General features: G+C 43.8%; 18 protein-coding genes and 1 pseudogene. 14 read left to right on the top strand and 5 right to left on the bottom strand.

What is annotated here, in order from left to right:
- Positions 1-83 precede the first annotated feature (83 nt).
- From NQ095_RS14650 to NQ095_RS14680, 7 genes and pseudogenes are all read left to right on the top strand, one after another.
- The gene (locus NQ095_RS14650; RefSeq protein ID WP_258264198.1) at positions 84-1,448 is read left to right on the top strand and encodes a serine hydrolase domain-containing protein; all 1,365 of its coding nucleotides are present in this window, start codon (positions 84-86) and stop codon (positions 1,446-1,448) included.
- A 96-nt stretch (positions 1,449-1,544) separates the two neighbouring features.
- Positions 1,545-2,477, top strand: coding sequence for an alcohol dehydrogenase catalytic domain-containing protein (locus NQ095_RS14655; RefSeq protein WP_258264199.1), 933 nt, complete (start codon positions 1,545-1,547; stop codon positions 2,475-2,477).
- A 927-nt stretch (positions 2,478-3,404) separates the two neighbouring features.
- Positions 3,405-5,006: pseudogene (gene dcuS, locus NQ095_RS14660) on the top strand (DcuS/MalK family sensor histidine kinase).
- The gene (locus tag NQ095_RS14665; RefSeq protein ID WP_258264200.1) at positions 4,999-5,709 is read left to right on the top strand and encodes a response regulator; all 711 of its coding nucleotides are present in this window, start codon (positions 4,999-5,001) and stop codon (positions 5,707-5,709) included. Before dcuS ends, NQ095_RS14665 begins: the two are co-directional and overlap by 8 nt.
- Positions 5,710-5,909: 200 nt before the next feature.
- Positions 5,910-7,232, top strand: coding sequence for a 2-hydroxycarboxylate transporter family protein (locus NQ095_RS14670; RefSeq protein WP_258264201.1), 1,323 nt, complete (start codon positions 5,910-5,912; stop codon positions 7,230-7,232).
- A 70-nt stretch (positions 7,233-7,302) separates the two neighbouring features.
- Positions 7,303-8,205, top strand: a complete 903-nt coding sequence (locus NQ095_RS14675) for an AEC family transporter (RefSeq protein WP_258264202.1) — start codon at positions 7,303-7,305, stop codon at positions 8,203-8,205.
- A 131-nt stretch (positions 8,206-8,336) separates the two neighbouring features.
- Positions 8,337-9,587 carry a YeeE/YedE family protein gene (locus NQ095_RS14680; protein WP_258264203.1) on the top strand — a complete coding sequence of 417 codons (1,251 nt, stop codon included), beginning with the start codon at positions 8,337-8,339 and terminating at the stop codon, positions 9,585-9,587.
- A gap of 42 nt (positions 9,588-9,629) precedes the next feature.
- Here the strand turns inward: NQ095_RS14680 and NQ095_RS14685 are convergent, their stop codons facing one another.
- Both NQ095_RS14685 and NQ095_RS14690 read right to left on the bottom strand, forming a co-directional pair.
- A complete protein-coding gene (locus NQ095_RS14685; protein WP_258264247.1) occupies positions 9,630-10,694 on the bottom strand; it encodes a CotH kinase family protein in 1,065 nt (354 codons plus the stop codon).
- 115 nt (positions 10,695-10,809) lie between these two features.
- Positions 10,810-11,367, bottom strand: coding sequence for a helix-turn-helix domain-containing protein (locus NQ095_RS14690; protein ID WP_258264204.1), 558 nt, complete (start codon positions 11,365-11,367; stop codon positions 10,810-10,812).
- A gap of 104 nt (positions 11,368-11,471) precedes the next feature.
- On the opposite strand from NQ095_RS14690, the gene NQ095_RS14695 reads away from it, so the two are divergent.
- From NQ095_RS14695 to NQ095_RS14705, 3 genes are all read left to right on the top strand, one after another.
- Positions 11,472-12,191, top strand: a complete 720-nt coding sequence (locus tag NQ095_RS14695; protein WP_258264205.1) for an AzlC family ABC transporter permease — start codon at positions 11,472-11,474, stop codon at positions 12,189-12,191.
- Positions 12,188-12,499 carry an AzlD domain-containing protein gene (locus tag NQ095_RS14700; protein WP_258264206.1) on the top strand — a complete coding sequence of 104 codons (312 nt, stop codon included), beginning with the start codon at positions 12,188-12,190 and terminating at the stop codon, positions 12,497-12,499. Before NQ095_RS14695 ends, NQ095_RS14700 begins: the two co-directional genes overlap by 4 nt.
- A 263-nt stretch (positions 12,500-12,762) precedes the next feature.
- Complete coding sequence (locus NQ095_RS14705; protein WP_258264248.1) at positions 12,763-14,034, top strand: M48 family metallopeptidase; 1,272 nt, start codon at positions 12,763-12,765, stop codon at positions 14,032-14,034.
- A gap of 15 nt (positions 14,035-14,049) precedes the next feature.
- Here NQ095_RS14705 and NQ095_RS14710 read toward each other — a convergent pair whose 3' ends face one another.
- The gene (locus NQ095_RS14710) at positions 14,050-14,715 is read right to left on the bottom strand and encodes a DUF421 domain-containing protein (protein WP_258264207.1); all 666 of its coding nucleotides are present in this window, start codon (positions 14,713-14,715) and stop codon (positions 14,050-14,052) included.
- A gap of 135 nt (positions 14,716-14,850) precedes the next feature.
- Positions 14,851-15,087, bottom strand: coding sequence for an IDEAL domain-containing protein (locus tag NQ095_RS14715; RefSeq protein WP_258264208.1), 237 nt, complete (start codon positions 15,085-15,087; stop codon positions 14,851-14,853).
- A 196-nt stretch (positions 15,088-15,283) separates the two neighbouring features.
- On the opposite strand from NQ095_RS14715, the gene NQ095_RS14720 reads away from it, so the two are divergent.
- Entirely contained in the window at positions 15,284-15,853 is a 570-nt protein-coding gene (locus NQ095_RS14720) for a competence protein ComK (RefSeq protein ID WP_258264209.1), read from the top strand.
- Between the two features lie 8 nt (positions 15,854-15,861).
- On the opposite strand, the gene NQ095_RS14725 is transcribed toward NQ095_RS14720, so the two are convergent.
- On the bottom strand, positions 15,862-16,251 hold the full coding sequence (locus tag NQ095_RS14725; RefSeq protein WP_258264210.1) for a YhjD family protein: 390 nt from the start codon (positions 16,249-16,251) through the stop codon (positions 15,862-15,864).
- Positions 16,252-16,458: 207 nt separating this feature from the next.
- Here NQ095_RS14725 and NQ095_RS14730 point away from each other — a divergent pair, with 207 nt between their 5' ends.
- The 3 genes from NQ095_RS14730 (at position 16,459) to lepB (ending at position 19,985) form a co-directional block, all read left to right on the top strand.
- Entirely contained in the window at positions 16,459-18,429 is a 1,971-nt protein-coding gene (locus tag NQ095_RS14730; protein WP_258264211.1) for a S9 family peptidase, read from the top strand.
- A gap of 357 nt (positions 18,430-18,786) precedes the next feature.
- A complete protein-coding gene (locus tag NQ095_RS14735) occupies positions 18,787-19,428 on the top strand; it encodes a TVP38/TMEM64 family protein (protein ID WP_098441093.1) in 642 nt (213 codons plus the stop codon).
- Positions 19,425-19,985, top strand: a complete 561-nt coding sequence (lepB, locus tag NQ095_RS14740; protein ID WP_258264212.1) for a signal peptidase I — start codon at positions 19,425-19,427, stop codon at positions 19,983-19,985. The genes NQ095_RS14735 and lepB overlap by 4 nt, the downstream gene beginning before the upstream one ends.
- The last annotated feature ends 100 nt before the right edge of the window (positions 19,986-20,085 follow it).

Raw genomic sequence — 20,085 nt, forward strand, 5'->3', positions numbered from 1 at the left:
CTGAGACCATGAAAAAAATACTTATTTCTATATGTTTGGTTTGTTGCATTATGCTTCCAACTGCTTCACAAGTTCGTGGAGAAATGACTAAAGCAGGGCTCATCAATGAATTTATGAGAGATTCAATGAAAAAGTATAAGATTCCAGGTGCTTCATTAGCGATTGTCCAAGACGGAAAACTCATATATCAAGCGGGGTTTGGGGAACAGAGTAATGGGGCACCCGTAACAAAGGACACCATGTTTACGATTGGTTCTGTCAGCAAGCCCATAACTAGCCTCGCCATCATGAAATTAGTAGATGACGGAGAGGTGAACCTGGACCAAGAGATATCTCAATACTTGCCACACTTCCATTATAATCAGGATAGCTCCAATCAGGAAGTGACCATTAGGCAGTTGCTAACGCATACAAGCGGGATTAGCTCTTACGATGGATTGGTTCTTTCTGACCGCAATCTTCGAGGAGAAGATGCAATAGCTAAAGCTGTTCAAGAACTGAGTGGTGTTTCTTTAAAACATGAACCCGGGGAAGTACATGAATATAGCCCTGCGAATTATTTACTTTTGGCAAAAATAGTAGAGGATATAACGAATCAGCCATTTGCTACCTTTATGCATGATGAAATTTTTAATCGAATCGGAATGAAAAGGACGGCATCGAATTTCAGGGATGCTCAAGAATTAGGGTATCAGCCTGGGTTTCAATCATGGTTCGGAAAGCCGATAAAAAGTAAAGGGTTTATGGATGATAGCGGAGTTCCTTACGGATACATGGTCTCAACTTCTGATGATATATCGAAGTTTATAAGATTTATGATGCACGGAGGCCGAGAATTGCTCTCAGAGAAATCCTTCTCTATGTATACCTCTCCACAAGTTCATAGAAAAGAAGATATGTATTACGGTTATGGCTGGAGAATCTCCACAAGGGCAGAGGATTCTTACTATTTTCATGGCGGTGAAACACCCGATTCCCGGTCAGAACTATTCATAAATCCCAATAGGGGCTATGGGTTTATCTTACTCACAAACAAAAACAACTTTTCAGAAGTCCTTTCAACTATATGGATGAGGAATGGTATCAAGACGATTTTGGAGAATGGGACAATGCCGGAAGTGAAGCCGGTTAATCATCACATACAATGGAGTGCCTTCTTCATCACAGTTTTCCTTTTTTTATTATGCTTTTGGAATGTATCCCGACTCAGATCGAAAGTTTCCATTAAGAAGGGAGTATGGATATTTATTGGATCAATCTCCATCCTTCTTGCCATAGGAATAATTCCCCTATTGTGTTATTTCTTCTCTACTCCCTGGCGTGCAATCAATCTATACGCGCCAGATATTGCATTCATCATAAAACTTCTGGTTGGGACGATGACATTAAATGGTGTCCTACTTTTAATGATTACAATGCTAAAACGAAGTGAAGCGAGACACAGATAGCCTTATTACCCTAGGGTAATAAGGTTCTGGATTAAGAGCCTGGCGTAAATGCTTTCAGGTAAACGGAGAAAATATTAGAATGAAAGGAAATACGACATGATACAAACATCACTTGAACTAACAGCGAAAAAGACATTGCAGTGGACGGCACAAACCATACCTCCACTCAAAGAAGATGAGATTCTCATTAAAACCGTTGCAGGAGCCATCAGCATCGGGGCAGAACTTCCTCAATACAATGAAACGGATCCCACTGACCATCCGCAGACTTACCCGAAAGAGACCGGGTATGAAAGTTTTGGAGAAGTGATAGCCACAGGGGAGGCGGTCCAAGCCTTTAAAATAGGAGACCGGGCTGTTGCATTTTATGGCCATAAGGATTATGGGATCGTAAAAGAGAGTAAGGCTATTTTCGTTCCGGAAGATATTCCCCATCAAGAGGCATTGCTCGTGATATTGTCATGTGATGCAGCAAAAGGTGTGCTTAAATTGAATCCGGAAGAGACCGATCGAGTGTTGGTTACAGGTGCCGGTACCATGGGTTTATTGACAGTCTATTTTTTGAAAGAGTATATGAACGTCAGGTACATTGATATGATAGAACCTCATGGCTTAAGAGGCGAATTAGCAAGAAGATTGGGGGCGGAAACAGTTTATAAAGATCAAGGTGAATGCCCGAGTGATTTCTATGATTATGCTTTAGAGTGCTCGGGGTTTAACGATGCATTTAAGATACTGCAAAAGTCGCTTAAGTATGAAGGAGAAATGTGCATATTATCCGACGGGAATAAGGAGCCATTTATTCTGCAGCCTGACTTTTTCCGTAAAGAGCTCAAGGTTATAGGGTCAAGTGATGGATGGGATTATGAGCAGCATTCTAAATGGTATTTTAATCAGATCAAAGGTAAGGATTCCTGCTTACGCGACCTGTTTGAGAAAACGATCATATTTAAAGAACTACCCGAGTGTTTTGAAGAGATGGGTAAAGGAAAGATTTCTCCCATAAAAGTTTTGGTGAACTATTTCTAATTTCATTTCTATCAAAAAGAGACTAGGACATATCTAAATCCATTTTCTCTAAAGACGAACAATCAAAAAATTAGGTAGTATCACTTGTTACACCGCTTTTGATTTCCGTGTAAGACTTCGCTTTCCTCGGGCGTTCGGCTAGCCTCCTCGTCGCTGTCGCTCCTGCGGGGTCTTACCTATTCCGCTTTTCCCGTAGGAGTCTTCGTCATGCACTCCAATCAAAAGCTAGATCCTGCTCTCTACAGTGTATAAACTTTAGCAAAAATTTTGAAAGTCCCGTCTCACCATGGCTGTTATTCGTACAAAGACTTTATAGTTTTCGGATGTTCGATCATTCGGAGCATAATGAGTCATTTACATCAGGTAAGAAAGAGTATTTGTATAAGTAACGGTAATTGATCACTGGAACTATTAGAATAAGAGTTGGTGTATGCAATAGTGTACACTACAATGTTATAGTGAAACACTTACGCTTGGAAAGTTGATTGGAGCGGAAGTTGCTCGACTCCTGCGGGAAACGCTGGCCAGTCCGAAAAGCGGAAGCGGCTTGACCAGCCCCGACAAGCATAAGATGAATGGGCTAAGAAGGCGTTTGTTTGCCTTCTTGGTCCATTTAGCTTATGACCTCGAGGGGCTAGCCGCTGTAGCTGGACAGGTGAGACCCCGCAGGCGAAGCCGAGGAGGCTCACCGCCAGCCCCGCGGAAAGCGAGCAACTGGAGCGGAAATCAACCACTACTCACTACATCCAAAACCAACAGTATTTACGTAAACAGCTAATTGATAAATCCGAACGATTTCGAATAATCGTTCGGATTTTCTTTTGACTAAATTCTTTTGTCCCAGCCTCTTTCTTTACGCAGGTCTATCATAAAACCAAATTTCATGTAAAATAAACAATCATACCAAACTGCACAGGAGTGACTCCCGTGAAAAAGGAAAAGCTTAAACTAAGTACCATCATCATTCTTTTCGTCTGTGTCGTTGTCCTCGTTTCCCTTGTCATAACCGATCTGCTGATTTCAAGGACGCTCAATGATAATATTGAAGCGAATATTGAAGAAAAAGCCAAGATTGTTTCAAGGACCGTGGCTCACTCGACGATTGTGAAGAGCGGCCTTCAGAATCAAGAAAAGGAAGACAGCATACAAGAATACACCTTGGATATCCAAGAATCAGCAGAGGTCCTGTTTGTTGTGGTGATGGATATGGAGGGCATACGGAAATCCCATCCCGATCCTGATCGTATTGGCAAGCACTTTGTCGGAGGGGACGAGAAGGATGTGTTGGAAGGAAAAGAAAGCCTGTCGATTTCTGAAGGTACTCTTGGTAAGTCTGTCAGGGCTTTTTCTCCCGTTTACAATGAGAAACACGAACAGATTGGGGCAGTGTCTGTCGGGATTTCCTTAAAAAGTGTGGAGGAAGCTTTGAATCAAAGCCACTACAATATTTTATTGGGATCGGCTCTCGGAATCATTGTGGGGATCATAGGGGCTGTTATCATTGCCCGGTACATAAAGAGAATTTTATTTGGGCTTGAACCCTTTGCGATCGCGAAGATCTTGGAGGAGCGGAATACGATGCTTCAGTCGGTCCATGAAGGAGTGGTGGCTGTGAATAAAGATACCACCATTTCTCTGGTGAATAAATCAGCACTGAAAATTTTCAATAAAGCTGGACTGAGCTCTGATCCGATAGGTATGCCCATTAAGGAATACATGCCGCACACCCGTCTTGGACGGGTGATGGAGACGGGGAGACCCGAGCTTGACGAGGAGCAGACGATCAACGGTGTATCTATACTCGTGAACCGGGTTCCATTAATCGTCAATGGTGAAGTAGTCGGAGCTATTTCTACCTTCCGTGATAAGACGGAAGTGAATCAATTAGCGGAACAACTAACCGGTGTAAAATTATATGCGGAAGCTCTCCGTGCCCAATCACATGAATTCATGAATAAGATGCATGTGATTCTGGGACTCGTGAAAATGAAGGATTACAGCCATTTAGACCGGTATGTGAAAGAACTTGTTTCGTTCCGTGTCGACGAAGTGAGCATGGTAACCTCGTAAGTGAAAGACCCCGCCCTTGCCGGTTTTATCATGGGGAAACTAAGCTATGCGAGGGAAAAGAACGTTTCGTTAACCATCGAATGCCACGACTTTCTTCCGGAACCAAGGGACCCTGCCGTTACCCATGAATTGATAACCGTCATTGGAAACCTATTGGATAATAGTATTGATGCAACGGTGGGTTGTGACGAAAAGGAAGTATTGATGGAGATATTTTATCAGGATGGTCAGTTTGAAATGGTTGTGACCGATACAGGAATGGGGATGCCGGAGGATATGGTAGAGGATATTTTCATCAAGGGGTATTCTTCTAAGGGAGAAGGACGCGGCTACGGTCTTTTCCTAGTGAAAGAGAGTATCGGTAAGCTCAATGGGGTCCTGCATGTTGAATCGAAGGAAGGTTCAGGGACGACTATGATTGTTCAGGCTTCATATGAGGAGGGAATGAAGGGTGATTAATGTATTGATCGTGGAAGATGATCCAATGGTGGCACGGTTTAATCAAAGGTATCTGGAAGAAATGAATGGATTTCATTTAATCGGCATTTCGAATTCAATTGAAGATGCCTTGGAGAAGGTAAGTGAGCTAAAGGTCGATTTAATATTATTGGATGTTTATTTGCCCGGGAAACAAACGGGAATGGACTTATTGGAGCAAATACGCAGGGAACAGCGGGAAATAGATGTCATCCTCATCACAGCGGCATCAGAAGTAGAAAATATTCAAAGTGCCCTCAGGATGGGCGTGGTGGACTATTTAATCAAGCCCTTTGAATTTGAACGGTTTAAAAAAGCGTTGATGTCTTACCGGAAGAGTACTCATATGCTTCATAAGCACGCTACCATTGGACAGGATGAACTGGATTTACTTTTACTAAGGGAAGTACAAGAAAACCGGGAGGAGATACCCCTTCCTAAAGGGTTGACGAGAAGTACATTAGCGTCTGTTTTCCAAGAGCTTGTTAGTTTCGAAGAAGAGTCATTTTCAACAGATGATATAGCGGATGTGACGTCAATTTCACGGGTGTCGATCAGAAAGTACCTGAGGTTTTTGAAAGAAATCGGGGTTGTGGATGAAACCTTGGTCTATGGAATCGGAAGGCCGGTATTTCGGTATACGTTGAAAAGAAAGAATATTCCCAGAATCGAAAGTTATTTATAAGCAGCTTATGGCTGCTTATTTTAATTTCAAAATACAAACAATAGTTTCATAATCTATGAAATCATAAAACGTTTTCATAAAATGAATATAATGTAAGCGGTTGCTAAAGGGCGATTACAGGGGTGTAAGGAAGAGAGTGCTGGAAAGAGCGGTACAGCATTTTAGTTCGTACTTATAAATCGACAAAGGGGATGAACAAGATGGGACAAGCAGCTTCAACACTTTCATATGAAAATGAGAAAACAAAAGAGGATGGGACGGATACGAAAAATCGTACTCTAAGGGTTTTCAATATACCGATCCTTTGGTTTCTGGTCTTTACGGGTATTACGCTGGTTAGCATGTACACGGGGAATCTGCCTGGAGGAATGATCGGAAGCCTTCTCGTCATGATGGTCCTGGGTGAATTATTTGGATGGGCGGGAGACCGAACACACATCGTGAAAACATTCCTGGGAGGCGGTGCCATCATAGCGATTTTCGGCGCAGCTTATATGGTCTATGCCGGGTTGCTTCCCGAGACCACGGTCACATCCATGACTGACTTTATGAAGTCTGGCGGATTCTTGAATTTTTATATTGCGGCGTTAATTACCGGAAGTATATTGGGGATGAATTCGAAAGTATTGGTAAAGGTGGGCCTCCGCTACTTTCTGCCAATCTTCGGGGCAGTGGCCGGAGCGATCATTGTGGCATGTATATTTGGATCTCTTGTCGGGTTTACCCTTAAAGAAGCCATCCTTGTCATTACCATGCCAATCATGGGTGGTGGAATGGGAGCCGGTGCAGTGCCGATGAGTCAAATCTATTCAGAAATGATGGGTAATGATCCGAGCTATTATATATCGATGCTTGTACCGGCACTTGCGTTGGGAAATGTATTTGCCATCATTCTGGCATCGGTTCTTGATATTATCGGAAAAAAGGTCCCTTCCCTGAGTGGGAACGGCCAGCTCATGAAAGGCTTTACCTATGAGAAAACAAAGCAGAAATATCATATTGAAAAGATGGGAGTAGGCTTACTTGCTGCCCTGACATTCTTTACGGTTGGTACCTTGCTTGGATCCATTCTTCCGCTTCATCCTTATGCGATCATGATCATTTTAGTGGCTGTGGCGAAGATTTCAAATATCATTCCACAAAATGTAGTGGAGGGAGCAAGTCAGTGGTATCAATTTGTAGCCGCTAACTGGACTTTCGCTTTATTATTTGGGATCGGTGTTGCGTACACGGATTTGAATACGGTCCTTGAGGCTTTGACCCTTCAATATATCCTGACCGTACTCGGAGTGGTACTTGGGGCGATCATCGGTGCGGCAATCCTTGGGAAAATGGTTGGTTTTTATCCGATCGAAGCAGCCATCACAGCAGGGCTGTGTATGGCGAATATGGGAGGAACAGGGGATGTTGCCGTGTTGTCAGCATCCAAACGAATGGAGCTTATGCCATTCGCACAGATTTCTTCACGACTGGGTGGCGCATTGATCCTGCTGTTAGCCGGATTAATTATTCCACTCCTGTAAATGTGGTACACTTAGGCTTGACTCTAGCAGTCAGGCCTATCTTTCATTTTAATAGATTGTGGTGACATAAATGGACGTAATATTGATTGTACTGCCTGCCTTACTGGTCTTTGCTGTTGGATATATAGGACAAAAGAAACTTGGTTTTGAAATCAATTCGATTGCGAAGATGGCCATCTACTTAATGTATCCATTCCTGGCGTTCAAGACCTTTTACGAAAATGAACTGAATATGGACTATTTTTATATTTTTCTTTTTTGTATCGCACTTTGTGTAATATTGATTCTTTCCGTCAAGATTGTAGCTGCAATCAGGAATTATTCAAAACCGAAAGAATCGGCTATGATCCTTTCCGGCGTTTTCATGAATTCGGGTAATTATGGTGTACCCATCATTCTGTTCGGGTTTGGCGAACTCGGTTTTCGCTATGCGGTCATCATGATGGTGATTCAGTCGTTCCTGATGAATACGATCGGATTGTACTACGCCATTAGCGGAAGTGACAAAGCAAGGGGACCAAAGGAAATCTGGATAAAGATCGTCAAGATGCCGATCTTGTATGGAGCGTTTATCGGGCTTGCTTTTCAAGTATTGCACCTTCACGTTCCACTCTTCTTAACTCAGACGATAGACTTGATCTCGCAAGCAACGATCCCTACGATCATGGTGGTTCTCGGGATGCAGCTGGCCACGCTTGGGGGGAAGAAAGTGGAGAGAAGCGCACTGTCCTTCATCGTGATCATGAGAATGGTCGCGTCGCCCATTCTGGCATTGGCGATCGTCTCCCTGCTGCCGATTTCCTCTACACTCGGTTCGATTCTTATTATATTGGCCAGCATGCCGACCGCTGCCAATACGACGATGTTTTCTCTTCAATTCAATACAGAACCTGATCTCGTGTCAGCAAGTACTTTGGTTACGACCCTGTTGAGCATCGTCACGATTCCGGTTATGTTGGCACTGGTTTCATAATGTAAAACCACTTGAGTGTTCCCGCTCAGGTGGTTTTTTTATGGAAGCTCTTCTTTTGACAGAAGCCGAAGAATCCATTACTATTGTAAAATGAATTCCAACCAAATCAATAAGATTAAGGAGGATTTACGATGGCTGACTATGTTCAACCAATTAATGAACAGAAAGGTCCGGAGAAAAAGAGTACCGAATTGAACTCACCACAGACGTCATTAGTGACTGGTGGGATCATCGTATCAGCGGTTCTTGGCCTATACCTTCTCTTTACACAGGAATTGGCCCAAACCGTGCTTCTCGTTCTCGGACTTCTGTTAGGATATACATTATTTCATGCACGATTCGGATTCACTTCTGCCTTCCGGAGGGTGATGTCTGTCGGAAACGGGCAGGCGATGCGTGCCCATATGGTAATGCTTGCCGTTGCGGTTACCTTGTTTGCACCGATTCTTGCTACAGGGTATACATTCTTTGGAGGGGAAGCGACAGGCTATGTGTCACCAGTCGGTGTCAGTCTGATTGTTGGTGCCTTTCTGTTTGGGATCGGGATGCAGCTAGGGGGAGGGTGTGCTTCGGGTACCCTTTATGCGATTGGCGGAGGACGTTCCGTCATGTTCATTACGCTGTTATTCTTTATTGTAGGTGCAACCGTAGGAGCGGCCCATCTTCCATTTTGGACAGAGGAGCTTCCTTCCTTTAAGCCGATCTCGCTGGCTACGTCCACCGGATTAGGTTATTTCGGGGCATGGGTCGTTTCCCTATTATTCTTCGGCCTCATTGCGTGGATTACCCTTCGAATCGAAAAGAAGAAAAATCCACCGCGCATGGCTAAGCTTCCGTCAACTAAAGGGTGGAAGAGGATCTTCCGTGGATCCTGGCCACTTATTGCTGCTGCCATCGTTCTTGCGGTCTTGAATGCCCTCACTCTTATGACGAGGGGAAATCCATGGGGGATTACGTCTGCCTTTGCGTTATGGGGATCCAAGGTTGCCGGAATGTTCGGGGTAGAGGTTGCTAGCTGGGGTTATTGGTCGGGAGCCAATGCCGAGGCCCTTCAAGCGTCAATCTTTGCTGATTCCACAACTGTATTGAATTTCGGTGTCATTCTTGGAGCATTCCTTGCCTCTGCAGCCGGAGGGTTGTTCCGTTTCAATAAGATTACTGGTAAAAATGCCACGGCATCGGTCATTGGCGGACTGTTGATGGGATACGGTGCCCGATTGGCATTTGGATGTAATATCGGTGCGTATTTCGGAGGAATTGCTTCCTTCAGCCTTCATGGGTACATCTGGGGAATCCTGGCCCTTGCCGGCACATTCCTTGCACTATATCTTCGTCCACTGTTCGGCTTGTCCGTTCCGAAACCGAAGGATACGTTCTGTTAATGGTAAGCGTGGGAATTTCTTATTCCCACGCTTTATTTTTTGCTAGAGATGCTTTAATTCCTGCCTCAGGTAAGCGCCGCGATCTTCAATGAACTGAAGGATGAAGGAAGGTTCCCGGTCATACAAATCAATATCTTTCTGGAAATGGGGGTCCATCAGGATATAGGGTCTCAGGGAAGAATGTAAGCTCATCACGTTGTCTTCAAGGTATTCCACAGTGAACGTCGTATCGAGAATCTCCTCCAATATATCCTTATATAATTTCCGGAATCCGGATCGTTTCATCAGCTGTGTGGTCAGTTTGTTTTTCGTTTTTCCCGTAATCGGCACATAATCCCATTCCATAACGTCCCCGTTCACACGTCTTCCAAACGTAGCGTCGTAATCCCACGGTATGATGGAAAATAGTTGTTCTCTCCTGTTCAGATACAGAGCGTAGTTATGGGTAAATCCATCATTATTCATCGTACAGACAGCCCCGGCAAGCCACCTCAAGTAGTTTTCAATGTGTAAGAGCCGAGGGATTTCATGTGAGAAATTTGATGGTGAATTGATTCTTTTGATGAAGTGGATGAGTGTATGATCATCTTCCATATTTCCGAGTTTTCGCTGGTATCCTGATGTCAGGCCCCGTTTTCCCTTTTGTGAGAAGTCAGCTTTGTCGCTGACAGCATAATAGATCGTCCCCGATGGAAGGTTTCTCTTTTTCAGGTAGATCTCATCCACCGATTCCAACTGAAGGTATAAGCCAAGAGGCTTTCCATCAAGTGTAACGAATACATGCTTACTTTCCGGTGTGTGGATGCCCAGTTCCCTCATGAAATCAAGGGAAAGTTTATTCCGGAAATGGGAGGGGTCCATGGACTCTGCGTTCAGGTGTAGTTCTGGTGATTCGTCCAAGGCGCGTTGACTGGAAAATTCTATATGATACGACTTTTTTTTCAATTCCCGTGTATAGGATCCCCTGTACCGGATATGGATGTCGTGTACGGCATCTTCTATTTTCAATTGAGCCGGAACAGAAGTGTTGCTCCATACATCGCGTTCAAGCTTCCTTAAAGCAGCATGATCGAATTGGAGGTCAAATGAGGGGAGGGAAGGAGTCATGTTCACTATTCTCCTTTCAATTTAAAGATGTAATAGTATATTGGTCAGTTTCAAAGTTTGACACGACGTGAGAAAAAAAGCAGTCATGAAATGGAGGTCCCATTTCATGACTGCTTTACTCTTCCCCGTAATAGATGACCATTTGGCAGACAGCTTCTTGATTCGACTCATTGGAGTATTCGTGGCCGGAGTCAGCCGCAAATCGAATCGAGCTTCCCGCCGTCAATTCATATTTTTCCTCTACAATCTTCAGGGAAATCACTCCTGAAAGGACCGTGATGTACTCCTCCACACCCTTCGTATGTCCTTCATTCCGATAGGTACAACCCGGCTTCATTTCCACCCGATAGCTTTCCCATTTCTTTAAGGGGTCAAAAGGGAAGATGGGATACACAATGTAGTTGCCATCATCTTCAAGCACAGGCTGGACGTCTTCATAATGAATGATGGAGACCTGGCTGCTCGGCTTTTCAATGAGAGAAGAAAAGGATACCTTCAAGCCATTGGCAATCTTCCACAGAATGGCGACGGTAGGATTCGAATCACCCCGTTCAATTTGACCGATCATCGCCTTGCTGACCCCTGTCCGTTCAGCCATTTGTTCAAGGCTGAATCCCCGTTCTCTCCTTATCTTTCTGATATTATCACCAATTTGTATCGGGAAATTTTCCATGAACAAAACTCCTCTTGTTTTATCATAACGTCTATATGTATAATATAATAAATTATCTAAAAATTAAAACAGTGAATAACACTTATTATAAAGGATGTGAGGGGATGGAAGCACTTCTTTCCACGAAAAAAACGAGTGATTTTCGCTATGGCCTGCAGGGCGGCCTCAGCATTGCCATTGGATATATGCCTGTTGCCCTGACATTTGGACTGTTGGCACGGACTACAGGGCTTACAGTGATGGAGACGATCCTGATGAGTATGCTCGTGTTCGCAGGGGCTGCTCAATATATATCCTTGAGTCTGATTGCGGTTGGTACCGGGGTTATTGAAATCATACTGACAACGTTCATTGTAAACATCCGTCACTTTCTCATGTCTGCATCTTTAAGTGAGAAGCTTGAAGAAGACCGTTTGTTTAAAAAGCTTTTTTATGCGTTTGGTATCACGGATGAAACCTTCACGGTCATCAGTGTCAAAGAGGGGAAAGTAAAGACGGGGTTTGCCGTTGGAGTCATGCTCATATCTTACGGAAGCTGGGTCGTGAACTCCGGGGTGGGATATTTTATCGGAGAGGTCCTCCCCGAATTTCTCCAGGTCAGTATGACCATTGCTTTATACGCCATGTTTGTCGGACTTCTTGTTCCTTCCATGAAAAAAAGTGTCAAGGTCACATTTTTAGCCGTGGTGGCAGGGTCTTTGAATACTACTCTCCTGTTTACGACGAACCTTTCCAATGGCTGGTCGATTGTGGTTGCTACGATTGCTTCTGCCGTGATCGTTGAGGCAGTCGTCATGCTCAAAGGGAGGGGAGGAACCGTATGAATCAGGCAATTGTGTGGATGATCATGGGAATGGCCATAGTGACCTACATACCGAGAATGCTCCCTTTCCTCGTATTTAAGGGAAAAGAGCTTCCTCCTTTTTTTCAAGGGGTGCTGAAGAATGTCCCCTTTGCCGTATTGGGTGCGTTGATCTTTCCAAGCATCTTGTTAATCCAGGAAGGGAATGTCCTGTTTGGAGTGATTGGGACGGTAGCTGCCTTTGCCATTGCGTTTTTGGGTGCCAACGTCATCCTTGTGGTGATTGGGGCAATTTCCGTTTTGTCTTTGTATTCCGTTTTCTTGATGTAGAAGGGTATGGGTCACGATCTGAATCGTGGCTTTTTTTTGAGCATGGGAGTCGTATTTTGTGGAAAGGCTGATAAATTTTGAATCTGGCAGATAAAGTTTTTTCTGGCAGATGAATTCAAAATGGGACACGTACATCACCTGAAAGACAGATAGACGATTTACCATCACGAACCGCACCATTTCATTCACCGTCCGTGTTTAGGTTCTAAAACTTTGGACAGGGTATTACATATAGTAGTGAAGACGAGAAGGGAGGAAACATGTTGGCTAGAAAATGGGCGCTCAGGTCGATACTTGCTTATTTGCTATTAGGCTTATTTTTATATGTGTACTTATTTTTCCTGGCGGATTCCACTTTACCTGAAACGTATAAGGGAAGCAGTGCGGACCCGGCCACCTTTATGAATAATAAAGAAATCATGTTAAGTGAGGACTTTTCAAAGATCAAGAATCTTTTGTTCTTCTTATCGACTCCCTACGAATGGATATTCTATTTCTTGATCCTGATTTTTGGTGTATCCCGTGTGTTTGAGAAATGGGCGAGGGGAACGGTGAAGAACGGGTTCCTTCAAACGGCCATTTTCTTATTCTGGTTATCGATTTCTTCTTTTGTGGCGATTTTCCCCTTGCAGTATATTTCATACAAAATTTCAAAAAGCTACAATATTTCCACTCAGACGTTTTCGATGTGGATGAAAGACGAAATCACGGATTTCTGGGTGAATTATCTTTTGATGTTCATCATTGTCTCGGTCCTGTATGCCCTGATGAAGCGCTTCAAACAACGCTGGTGGCTTGCGGCATGGGCTTTGTCTGTGCCATTCACGATTTTCATGATGTTCGTACAGCCTGTCCTGATAGACCCTCTCTATAATGACTTCTATCCATTGAAGGATAAAGCGTTGGAGGAGCAGATCCTGTCCCTTGCAGACAGGGCGAAGATCCCTGCAGATCACGTATTTGAAGTCGATATGTCCGAGAAGACCAATTCCCTTAACGCGTATGTCACCGGAGTGGGATCCAATTCCAGGATCGTCTTATGGGACACAACCCTTGAAAAGCTGACAGACAAGGAAATCCTCTTTGTCATGGCCCACGAAATGGCGCATTACGTGGAAAAGCACATCTACATCGGGATCGGGATCTATCTCGTTCTGTCCTTCTTCGGACTATTCCTGACCGCTAAGCTGATGAGGGGGATCGTGGCAAATCATAGTGATGATTTGAAAGTATCGAGCGTCTCGAGCTTGAGCTCACTTCCTCTATTTTTAATGATAACGTCCATGCTTTTGTTTACGATCAGTCCACTCAGTAACTGGATCTCCCGGTATCAGGAAACGAGGGCAGACCGCTATGCCATCGAAATGACCAGTGACAAGGAAGCGGCCATTTCGTCCTTCCAGAAGTTATCGAAGGTAGGACTATCCCAAGTGAACCCGCCTCTTTTAGTGAAAGTTTTCCGTTACGGACACCCGACCATGCTTGAGCGTCTGTCGATGCTTGAACAATATGAAGCACAAAAGAAAGAAGAGTAAAGAGAAAAGGCCAGTCTAGGCCTTTTCTCTTTTGCTGATGACGAGATTCTTTGCTTTTTCCGTCATATAGGCGAAGATCACATCTTTGTGATGCAGGTTGGAGTTGGTTAGTTGAGTTTCCAGCCATTCCCTCGATTTCCCCAGGAGTTTCAAATTCCTGGTTTGAATCTTTCCATCCACTATGACTGAAATCGGCAGACCTTCGTCGTCGATTTTTAACTTGAGATGTTCCACGGTGACCGGAGTATTTTCTACCTTGGGGATGATGCTCACCTCACCGATCGGCTCGAGCATCGCATAGTCGACATCTGAAATCTTGGGGTATCCTTGAGATCTGAGGATGGACGTTAATTGAATGAGTGAGATTTTTGATTTTTCCAGGTTATCTTCTAATATTTCCCCATTTTTTATTAACAATGTCGGCTCTCCCAGGAAGAACCGGTTTCCCCATTGACTTAACGTAAGGAATGAAAATAGCACATGGAGCCCTACTAGGAAGATGAGGGCTGTGATGGTCGGCCAGAATTTTGTTGAAATCAATGGCTCAGAGGCGATGGTACCGACGATGATGATGGCCACCAGGTCATACGGGGTCATCTGCACGATCGTAGACTTACCCATCAGCCTCATAGCCGCTATGGTGATCAAGTAGAGGACCAAAACTTTTATCAATAGGATCATGATGATTCGCTCCATCGTGTATAGGTTAGCAATTAGGATTTGCCAATGGAGAAGAAGTCATGCACGGGAGGTACCAAAGGCCCGTCCAATAAAAAGGGAATGGCTGACTCAGATGGAGTCAGCCATTTAGTATGATTAACCGTAACTAACGTTTAATTCATTTAATTCTTTTGATAATTTCATGAACAGTACTCTATCCTTTGCATCCAGGGCGGCATCAATGTCAATAAGGAGTTTAGATTTCTGTGTCTTTAAAATACTTTCATGCAGTACCATATCGATATAGATTTCCATTACGCTTCTTTCAGCGGCTTTCTTCCGGGTCATGGCAGCGGCTTTCATCATTTCTGTATAGGATTTTTTGCTTTCCATATACGTCACCCCTGAATTCTTTTTATTAGTATATGGGGTAAGTAGTAAAAATTCAACCAAAAATTTAAATATTCTGATAATTTTTTATTCATAAATCAGTAGAGGAATATAAATATCAGAATTTTTAAAAATATGAGAGACAATCCTCGAATTTTGTGGTATTATTTTGGTGAAAAATGTAAATGGAGGCGATGAAATGAGAGAAAAATCTCGAATTATAGAAGAATATGAAGTGAATCCCCATACGATGATCCTTCAGCCTATGGAATATGGCGCCAGGACATTTACGAAAATAATAGAGGTGGATGACGTATTGATTTCTCCGTTCAAACCCTTTGAGATCCTGAAGAAAAGTTGTGAATTCTTTGGTTGTTCTTATGAAGGCAGGAAAGAAGGAACGAAAAAACTTACGGGTATCATCTACAAAGCCCCCATCATGGTTAACCCTGATATGTCCATATATCTATTCCCGACATCATCTCCAGTCAAGCAGGAATGTGCCTGGATATCCCACTCCCATGTTCGGGGATATGAACGGTTGACAAATGGATCAACACGAATCTTCCTTCAAAACAATGAATCCTGCACGGTTCCCATTTCTTACAGTTCCTTTGAAAATCAAATGCTCCGTACTTCAGATTTACGCATAGCCTACACACAACGGATCGCCGAAATGGAAAGTAAATATAATACTAGGGTCCAGACTGAAATGAATAATGTGAAGACGTTTTATTTGAATCGACATATCCACAAAACCGATGCGTGAGCAGAGTATCACGCTTCTTTTGTTGTATCTTTCTTCGTTTCCGTGAAACGGCGGAACAAATAATGTCTCATTAAATCCTCCACCCGGTTCCGAAGGCGAGGATTGAAGTAATTATGATGCTCTTCATATCCCTTATACAAAAACATATACATCGTAAAAGCATCATCCGATTGAATCCGTTCAACTTTCATCTTATTCGTCCTCATATACTTTTTAACATGGGCAAGCTCTCCCTGAATGACCTTCATCGTCTCCTCGATCATCTCTAAATACGGTCTCTTTAATTTAAAAGGGCTGCTGTCGACGACTTGCAGGTCGCGATTCAATATCGTCAGCACCATGGGCAGATAGATTGCCTGCTCCAAAATATTCCGATCGCTCTCCGGTATCCTTGTCATATGAAAAGACTCCTTTTCACTTTGATGTAGAACGTATGTTCGTATTTTATATTTTACGTTGATTTCGATTTACTTTCAATAGGGAAAATTGTAGAATTTGAATTTGTTTCTATTATGAAGGGGATCGCAGGTTTTTATCCGTGGAGGGATTCGTATTTTCAGTGTCGAAAATATAAAAGGTACAGAATGAAAGGAAGGTGCCGTAACATGAAGAAAAGCATGACCATAAAAGACCTCTATGAATTGAAGGCTGTATCGGATCCAAGACTCTCACCGAGTGGGGAAGAAGCTGTGTTTGTTCAAACGGTGATGTGTAAAGAAAAAGATGAATATTTCTCAACCTTACATAGTATCCGCCTAAAAGAAAAATCCATTCGTCAATGGACGTTTGGGGAACAGAGAATTTCGTCACCAAGATGGTCACCTGATGGAAGAAAGATTGCTTTCATCTCCAACCGGTCCGGTGTCAATCAGCTTTATCTCATCAGTCGGGATGGAGGGGAAGCAGAGCGAGTCACGGACTGTCCGACTGCGGTCTCGAATCCTGTGTGGTCTCCATGCGGTGAAAAGATTGCCGTATCCATTCGCTTAGAGAAAGGCGCAGCGTTCGATCATAAAGAAGAAAAAGAGAGGAAACCAAAGCCGTTTGTTACAACAAGCATGAAATATAAAAGTGATGATCGCGGCTTCCATGATGATTCATACTCACAGATAGCATATGTGAATATAGGAACGAAGGAAATGAAAAGGCTCACGGATGATGAGCATGACTACACGCTTCATTCCTGGTCCCCGGACGGAAAGTACCTTGCCGTATCGACAGACTGGAAAGAAGACAGGGACTTTTCATTCCAGTCCGATTTATATCTTTTTCACCTTGAGGCTGGAGAATTGAAGCAAGTGAACGGGGAGCCGGGGTACTACGGAGAAGCAAGTTGGTCCCCGGACGGCATGCGCCTCGCCTATATAGGCCACAATCGTGAATTTGAAAACGCGACTCACAATAAGATATGGATTCACGAACCTGCGACCGGACACTCTCTTTGCCTGACTGAAGGTATGGATGTTCCGGTAGGGGATTATCTTAACAGCGACAGTATCCAGGGCTCGTCGCGGACGGGGATACAGTGGTCAAAGGACAATGAAAGTATTTATTTTCTGGCATCGGATTCGGGAAATACTGTCCTCTATTATGCTCACATCGATGGTGCCATTTATCCTGCACTCTTACAGGAAGAGCAGCATGTCTACGGATTTGACCTCGATTCGGACCGCCAAACCATCCTGTTGGCCATGAGCAGACCGACAGAACCCGGAGAATTGTATACACTGCATGTCCCGACCGGGGAACTGACCGCCATCACTCGTTTAAACGGAGACCTGCTTGCCGAAAGGGTACTGTCCTCTCCGGAATCGTTCATGTACAATGGGGCAAAAGATTGGCCGGTACAAGGCTGGATCATGAAACCTGCGGTGTTTGAGGAAGGAAAGAAGTATCCACTTATCGTCGAAATCCATGGCGGTCCTCACACGATGTACGGAAACACATTCTTTCATGAGTTCCAGGTTCTGACAAATTGTGGATATGCTGTCTTATATGTCAATCCCCGCGGAAGTCACGGCTATGGTCAGGAGTTCGTCGATGCTGTAAGGGGTGATTATGGCGGTGGGGATTACGAAGATATCATGAAGGCAGTGGAATATGCATTAAAGGAATTTCCGTTCATTGATGAATCCCGTCTTGGCGTAACCGGTGGAAGCTATGGAGGCTTCATGACCAATTGGATCATCGGCCACAGCGACAGATTCAAAGCAGCGGCGACCCAGCGCTCGATCAGTAACTGGATCAGCTTTTATGGAGTAAGCGACATCGGCTACTATTTCTCCGAGTGGCAGATCCAAAGTGACCTTGGGGACGTTGAAACTCTGTGGAAGCACTCTCCTCTCGCCTACGTGAAGGATATGAATACTCCTCTATTGATCCTTCACAGTGAAAAGGACTATCGCTGCCCGATCGAGCAGGCCGAACAGTTATTCATCGCATTAAAACGGGAGAAAAAAGAGACGAAGTTCGTCCGTTTCCCGGAATCAAACCACAACCTCTCCCGGACCGGAAAGCCATCCATGCGGGAAGCACGGTTACAGGAGATTCTGGATTGGTTCGGGGAGCATTTATAGAAAAGATGGAGAACTGTCATTCCGGTGTGGATGGCAGTTTTTTTGGTGAGGGGAATAGGGGAATCGATAATATATGGGGGAATACCGAAAAAATAATATCCAAAGTCGATAATAAAGGATGACCGGATAAAGAAATCGGATAACTGCCATCTTTAGACGCTCGACAGATCCGCATAACAGGCTCGTCCTGAAAAATTACTCTCCCCTATGAGGTTTACAATCCCCTGCTTTAGGAAAACGTGTATTAATAAAAACGACGCGTGAAATTGCAATATGGAAATCCTGTACCGGTGTGATATGATGAGAGAGTAAGTAGTGAAGGCGAAGTTCATGGTCGTTTAAGGGGAAACATATCATATGAATATCAATAAGATAAAAGATTGGTTTACGCTAGAAAATATGATGGATTTGATTCAGCAATATCGTTCATTTGGACCGATACCCGGAATCCTCCTTCCGTTGCTGGAGGCATTTCTTCCGTTCCTGCCCCTGGTGGTGTTTGTGACGGCCAATGCGAATGCTTTCGGTTTATGGTGGGGCTTCCTGTTCTCGTGGATTGGAGCGACCCTCGGTGCCCTGATTGTCTTTCTATTGGTAAGGAGATACGGGGAGGCACGGGTCTTTCGCTTCTTAAGAAAGAATAAGCAAGTGAATCGTTTGACGAAATGGGTAGACCGGCATGGGTTTGGACCGTTGTTCATCCTTTTATGTTTTCCGTTTACTCCGTCGGCGGTTGTGAATGTAGTGGCAGGATTATCCTCCATCAGCATCGCTCAATATATGCTGGCGGTGGTAACGGGGAAAATGGTGATGATATTCACCATAAGTTTTATTGGATATGATATTATATCATTAGTTAAACAACCAATTCGTACAGTAATCGTTGTGGCTATTATTTTCGTGTTATGGTTTGTCGGAAAACGAATTGAGATACATCTGAATAAGAAAATGGAATTAGACCAACGAATCGAACGGAAAAAGCAGGAGGAATCAAATTGAGAGAAGAGGTAAAAAGAGAAGGACTTGAATGGATCAAAGCCTTGGGAATTGGATTAATCATATTCATCATCATTCGGACCTTTCTCTTCTCCAACTATGTGGTGGAAGGCGAATCCATGATGCCGACACTGCAGGATGGAAATAAACTGGTTGTCAATAAAATCGGCTATCATATAGGGGAACTGGACCGCTTTGATGTAGTGGTGTTCCATGCAAATGAAAAAGAAGATTATGTGAAGAGGATCATTGGTTTGCCTGGTGATAAAATCGTGTACAAAGATGACAAACTTTACGTGAATGGGGAGTATTATCCAGAACCCTATTTAGAGAAATTCAAGCAGGAGTATATCGGGAGTAAGCTGACGGGTGACTTTACCCTGCAGGAAATCACAGGTGAAAAAATCGTTCCTAAAGGTAAGATATTCGTCCTCGGGGATAATCGCCGCGGAAGTATGGATAGCCGCTATTTCGGATTTGTCGACCGTGAGCAGATTGTCGGGAAAGTGGACCTTCGCTATTGGCCGATTAATGAATGGGATGTGCAATTTAGAAAATAGAGCGACAGAGAAGGCGACTTGTAAGAGGATCGCCTTCTTTTTTTTTGCCAATAATGTACTAGTTGTCCTCCTTTGCCCAATATAAATATGATAGAATAGT

The organism is Rossellomorea sp. SC111 (assembly GCF_024733565.1).
In the GTDB taxonomy this organism is placed as follows: Bacteria; Bacillota; Bacilli; order Bacillales; family Bacillaceae_B; genus Rossellomorea.

Excerpts from the sequence above, each read along its gene's own strand:
- NQ095_RS14715 (WP_258264208.1), bottom strand. The coding sequence starts at position 15,087 with ATGGAAAGCAAAAAATCCTATACAGAAATGATGAAAGCCGCTGCCATG.
- NQ095_RS14700 (WP_258264206.1), top strand. The coding sequence starts at position 12,188 with ATGAATCAGGCAATTGTGTGGATGATCATGGGAATGGCCATAGTGACC.
- NQ095_RS14690 (WP_258264204.1), bottom strand. The coding sequence starts at position 11,367 with ATGGAAAATTTCCCGATACAAATTGGTGATAATATCAGAAAGATAAGG.
- NQ095_RS14675 (WP_258264202.1), top strand. The coding sequence starts at position 7,303 with ATGGACGTAATATTGATTGTACTGCCTGCCTTACTGGTCTTTGCTGTT.
- NQ095_RS14650 (WP_258264198.1), top strand. The coding sequence starts at position 84 with ATGACTAAAGCAGGGCTCATCAATGAATTTATGAGAGATTCAATGAAA.
- NQ095_RS14655 (WP_258264199.1), top strand. The coding sequence starts at position 1,545 with ATGATACAAACATCACTTGAACTAACAGCGAAAAAGACATTGCAGTGG.
- NQ095_RS14670 (WP_258264201.1), top strand. The coding sequence starts at position 5,910 with ATGGGACAAGCAGCTTCAACACTTTCATATGAAAATGAGAAAACAAAA.
- NQ095_RS14710 (WP_258264207.1), bottom strand. The coding sequence starts at position 14,715 with ATGATCCTATTGATAAAAGTTTTGGTCCTCTACTTGATCACCATAGCG.
- NQ095_RS14730 (WP_258264211.1), top strand. The coding sequence starts at position 16,459 with ATGAAGAAAAGCATGACCATAAAAGACCTCTATGAATTGAAGGCTGTA.
- NQ095_RS14680 (WP_258264203.1), top strand. The coding sequence starts at position 8,337 with ATGGCTGACTATGTTCAACCAATTAATGAACAGAAAGGTCCGGAGAAA.
- NQ095_RS14720 (WP_258264209.1), top strand. The coding sequence starts at position 15,284 with ATGAGAGAAAAATCTCGAATTATAGAAGAATATGAAGTGAATCCCCAT.
- NQ095_RS14695 (WP_258264205.1), top strand. The coding sequence starts at position 11,472 with ATGGAAGCACTTCTTTCCACGAAAAAAACGAGTGATTTTCGCTATGGC.
- NQ095_RS14725 (WP_258264210.1), bottom strand. The coding sequence starts at position 16,251 with ATGACAAGGATACCGGAGAGCGATCGGAATATTTTGGAGCAGGCAATC.
- NQ095_RS14685 (WP_258264247.1), bottom strand. The coding sequence starts at position 10,694 with ATGACTCCTTCCCTCCCCTCATTTGACCTCCAATTCGATCATGCTGCT.
- NQ095_RS14735 (WP_098441093.1), top strand. The coding sequence starts at position 18,787 with ATGAATATCAATAAGATAAAAGATTGGTTTACGCTAGAAAATATGATG.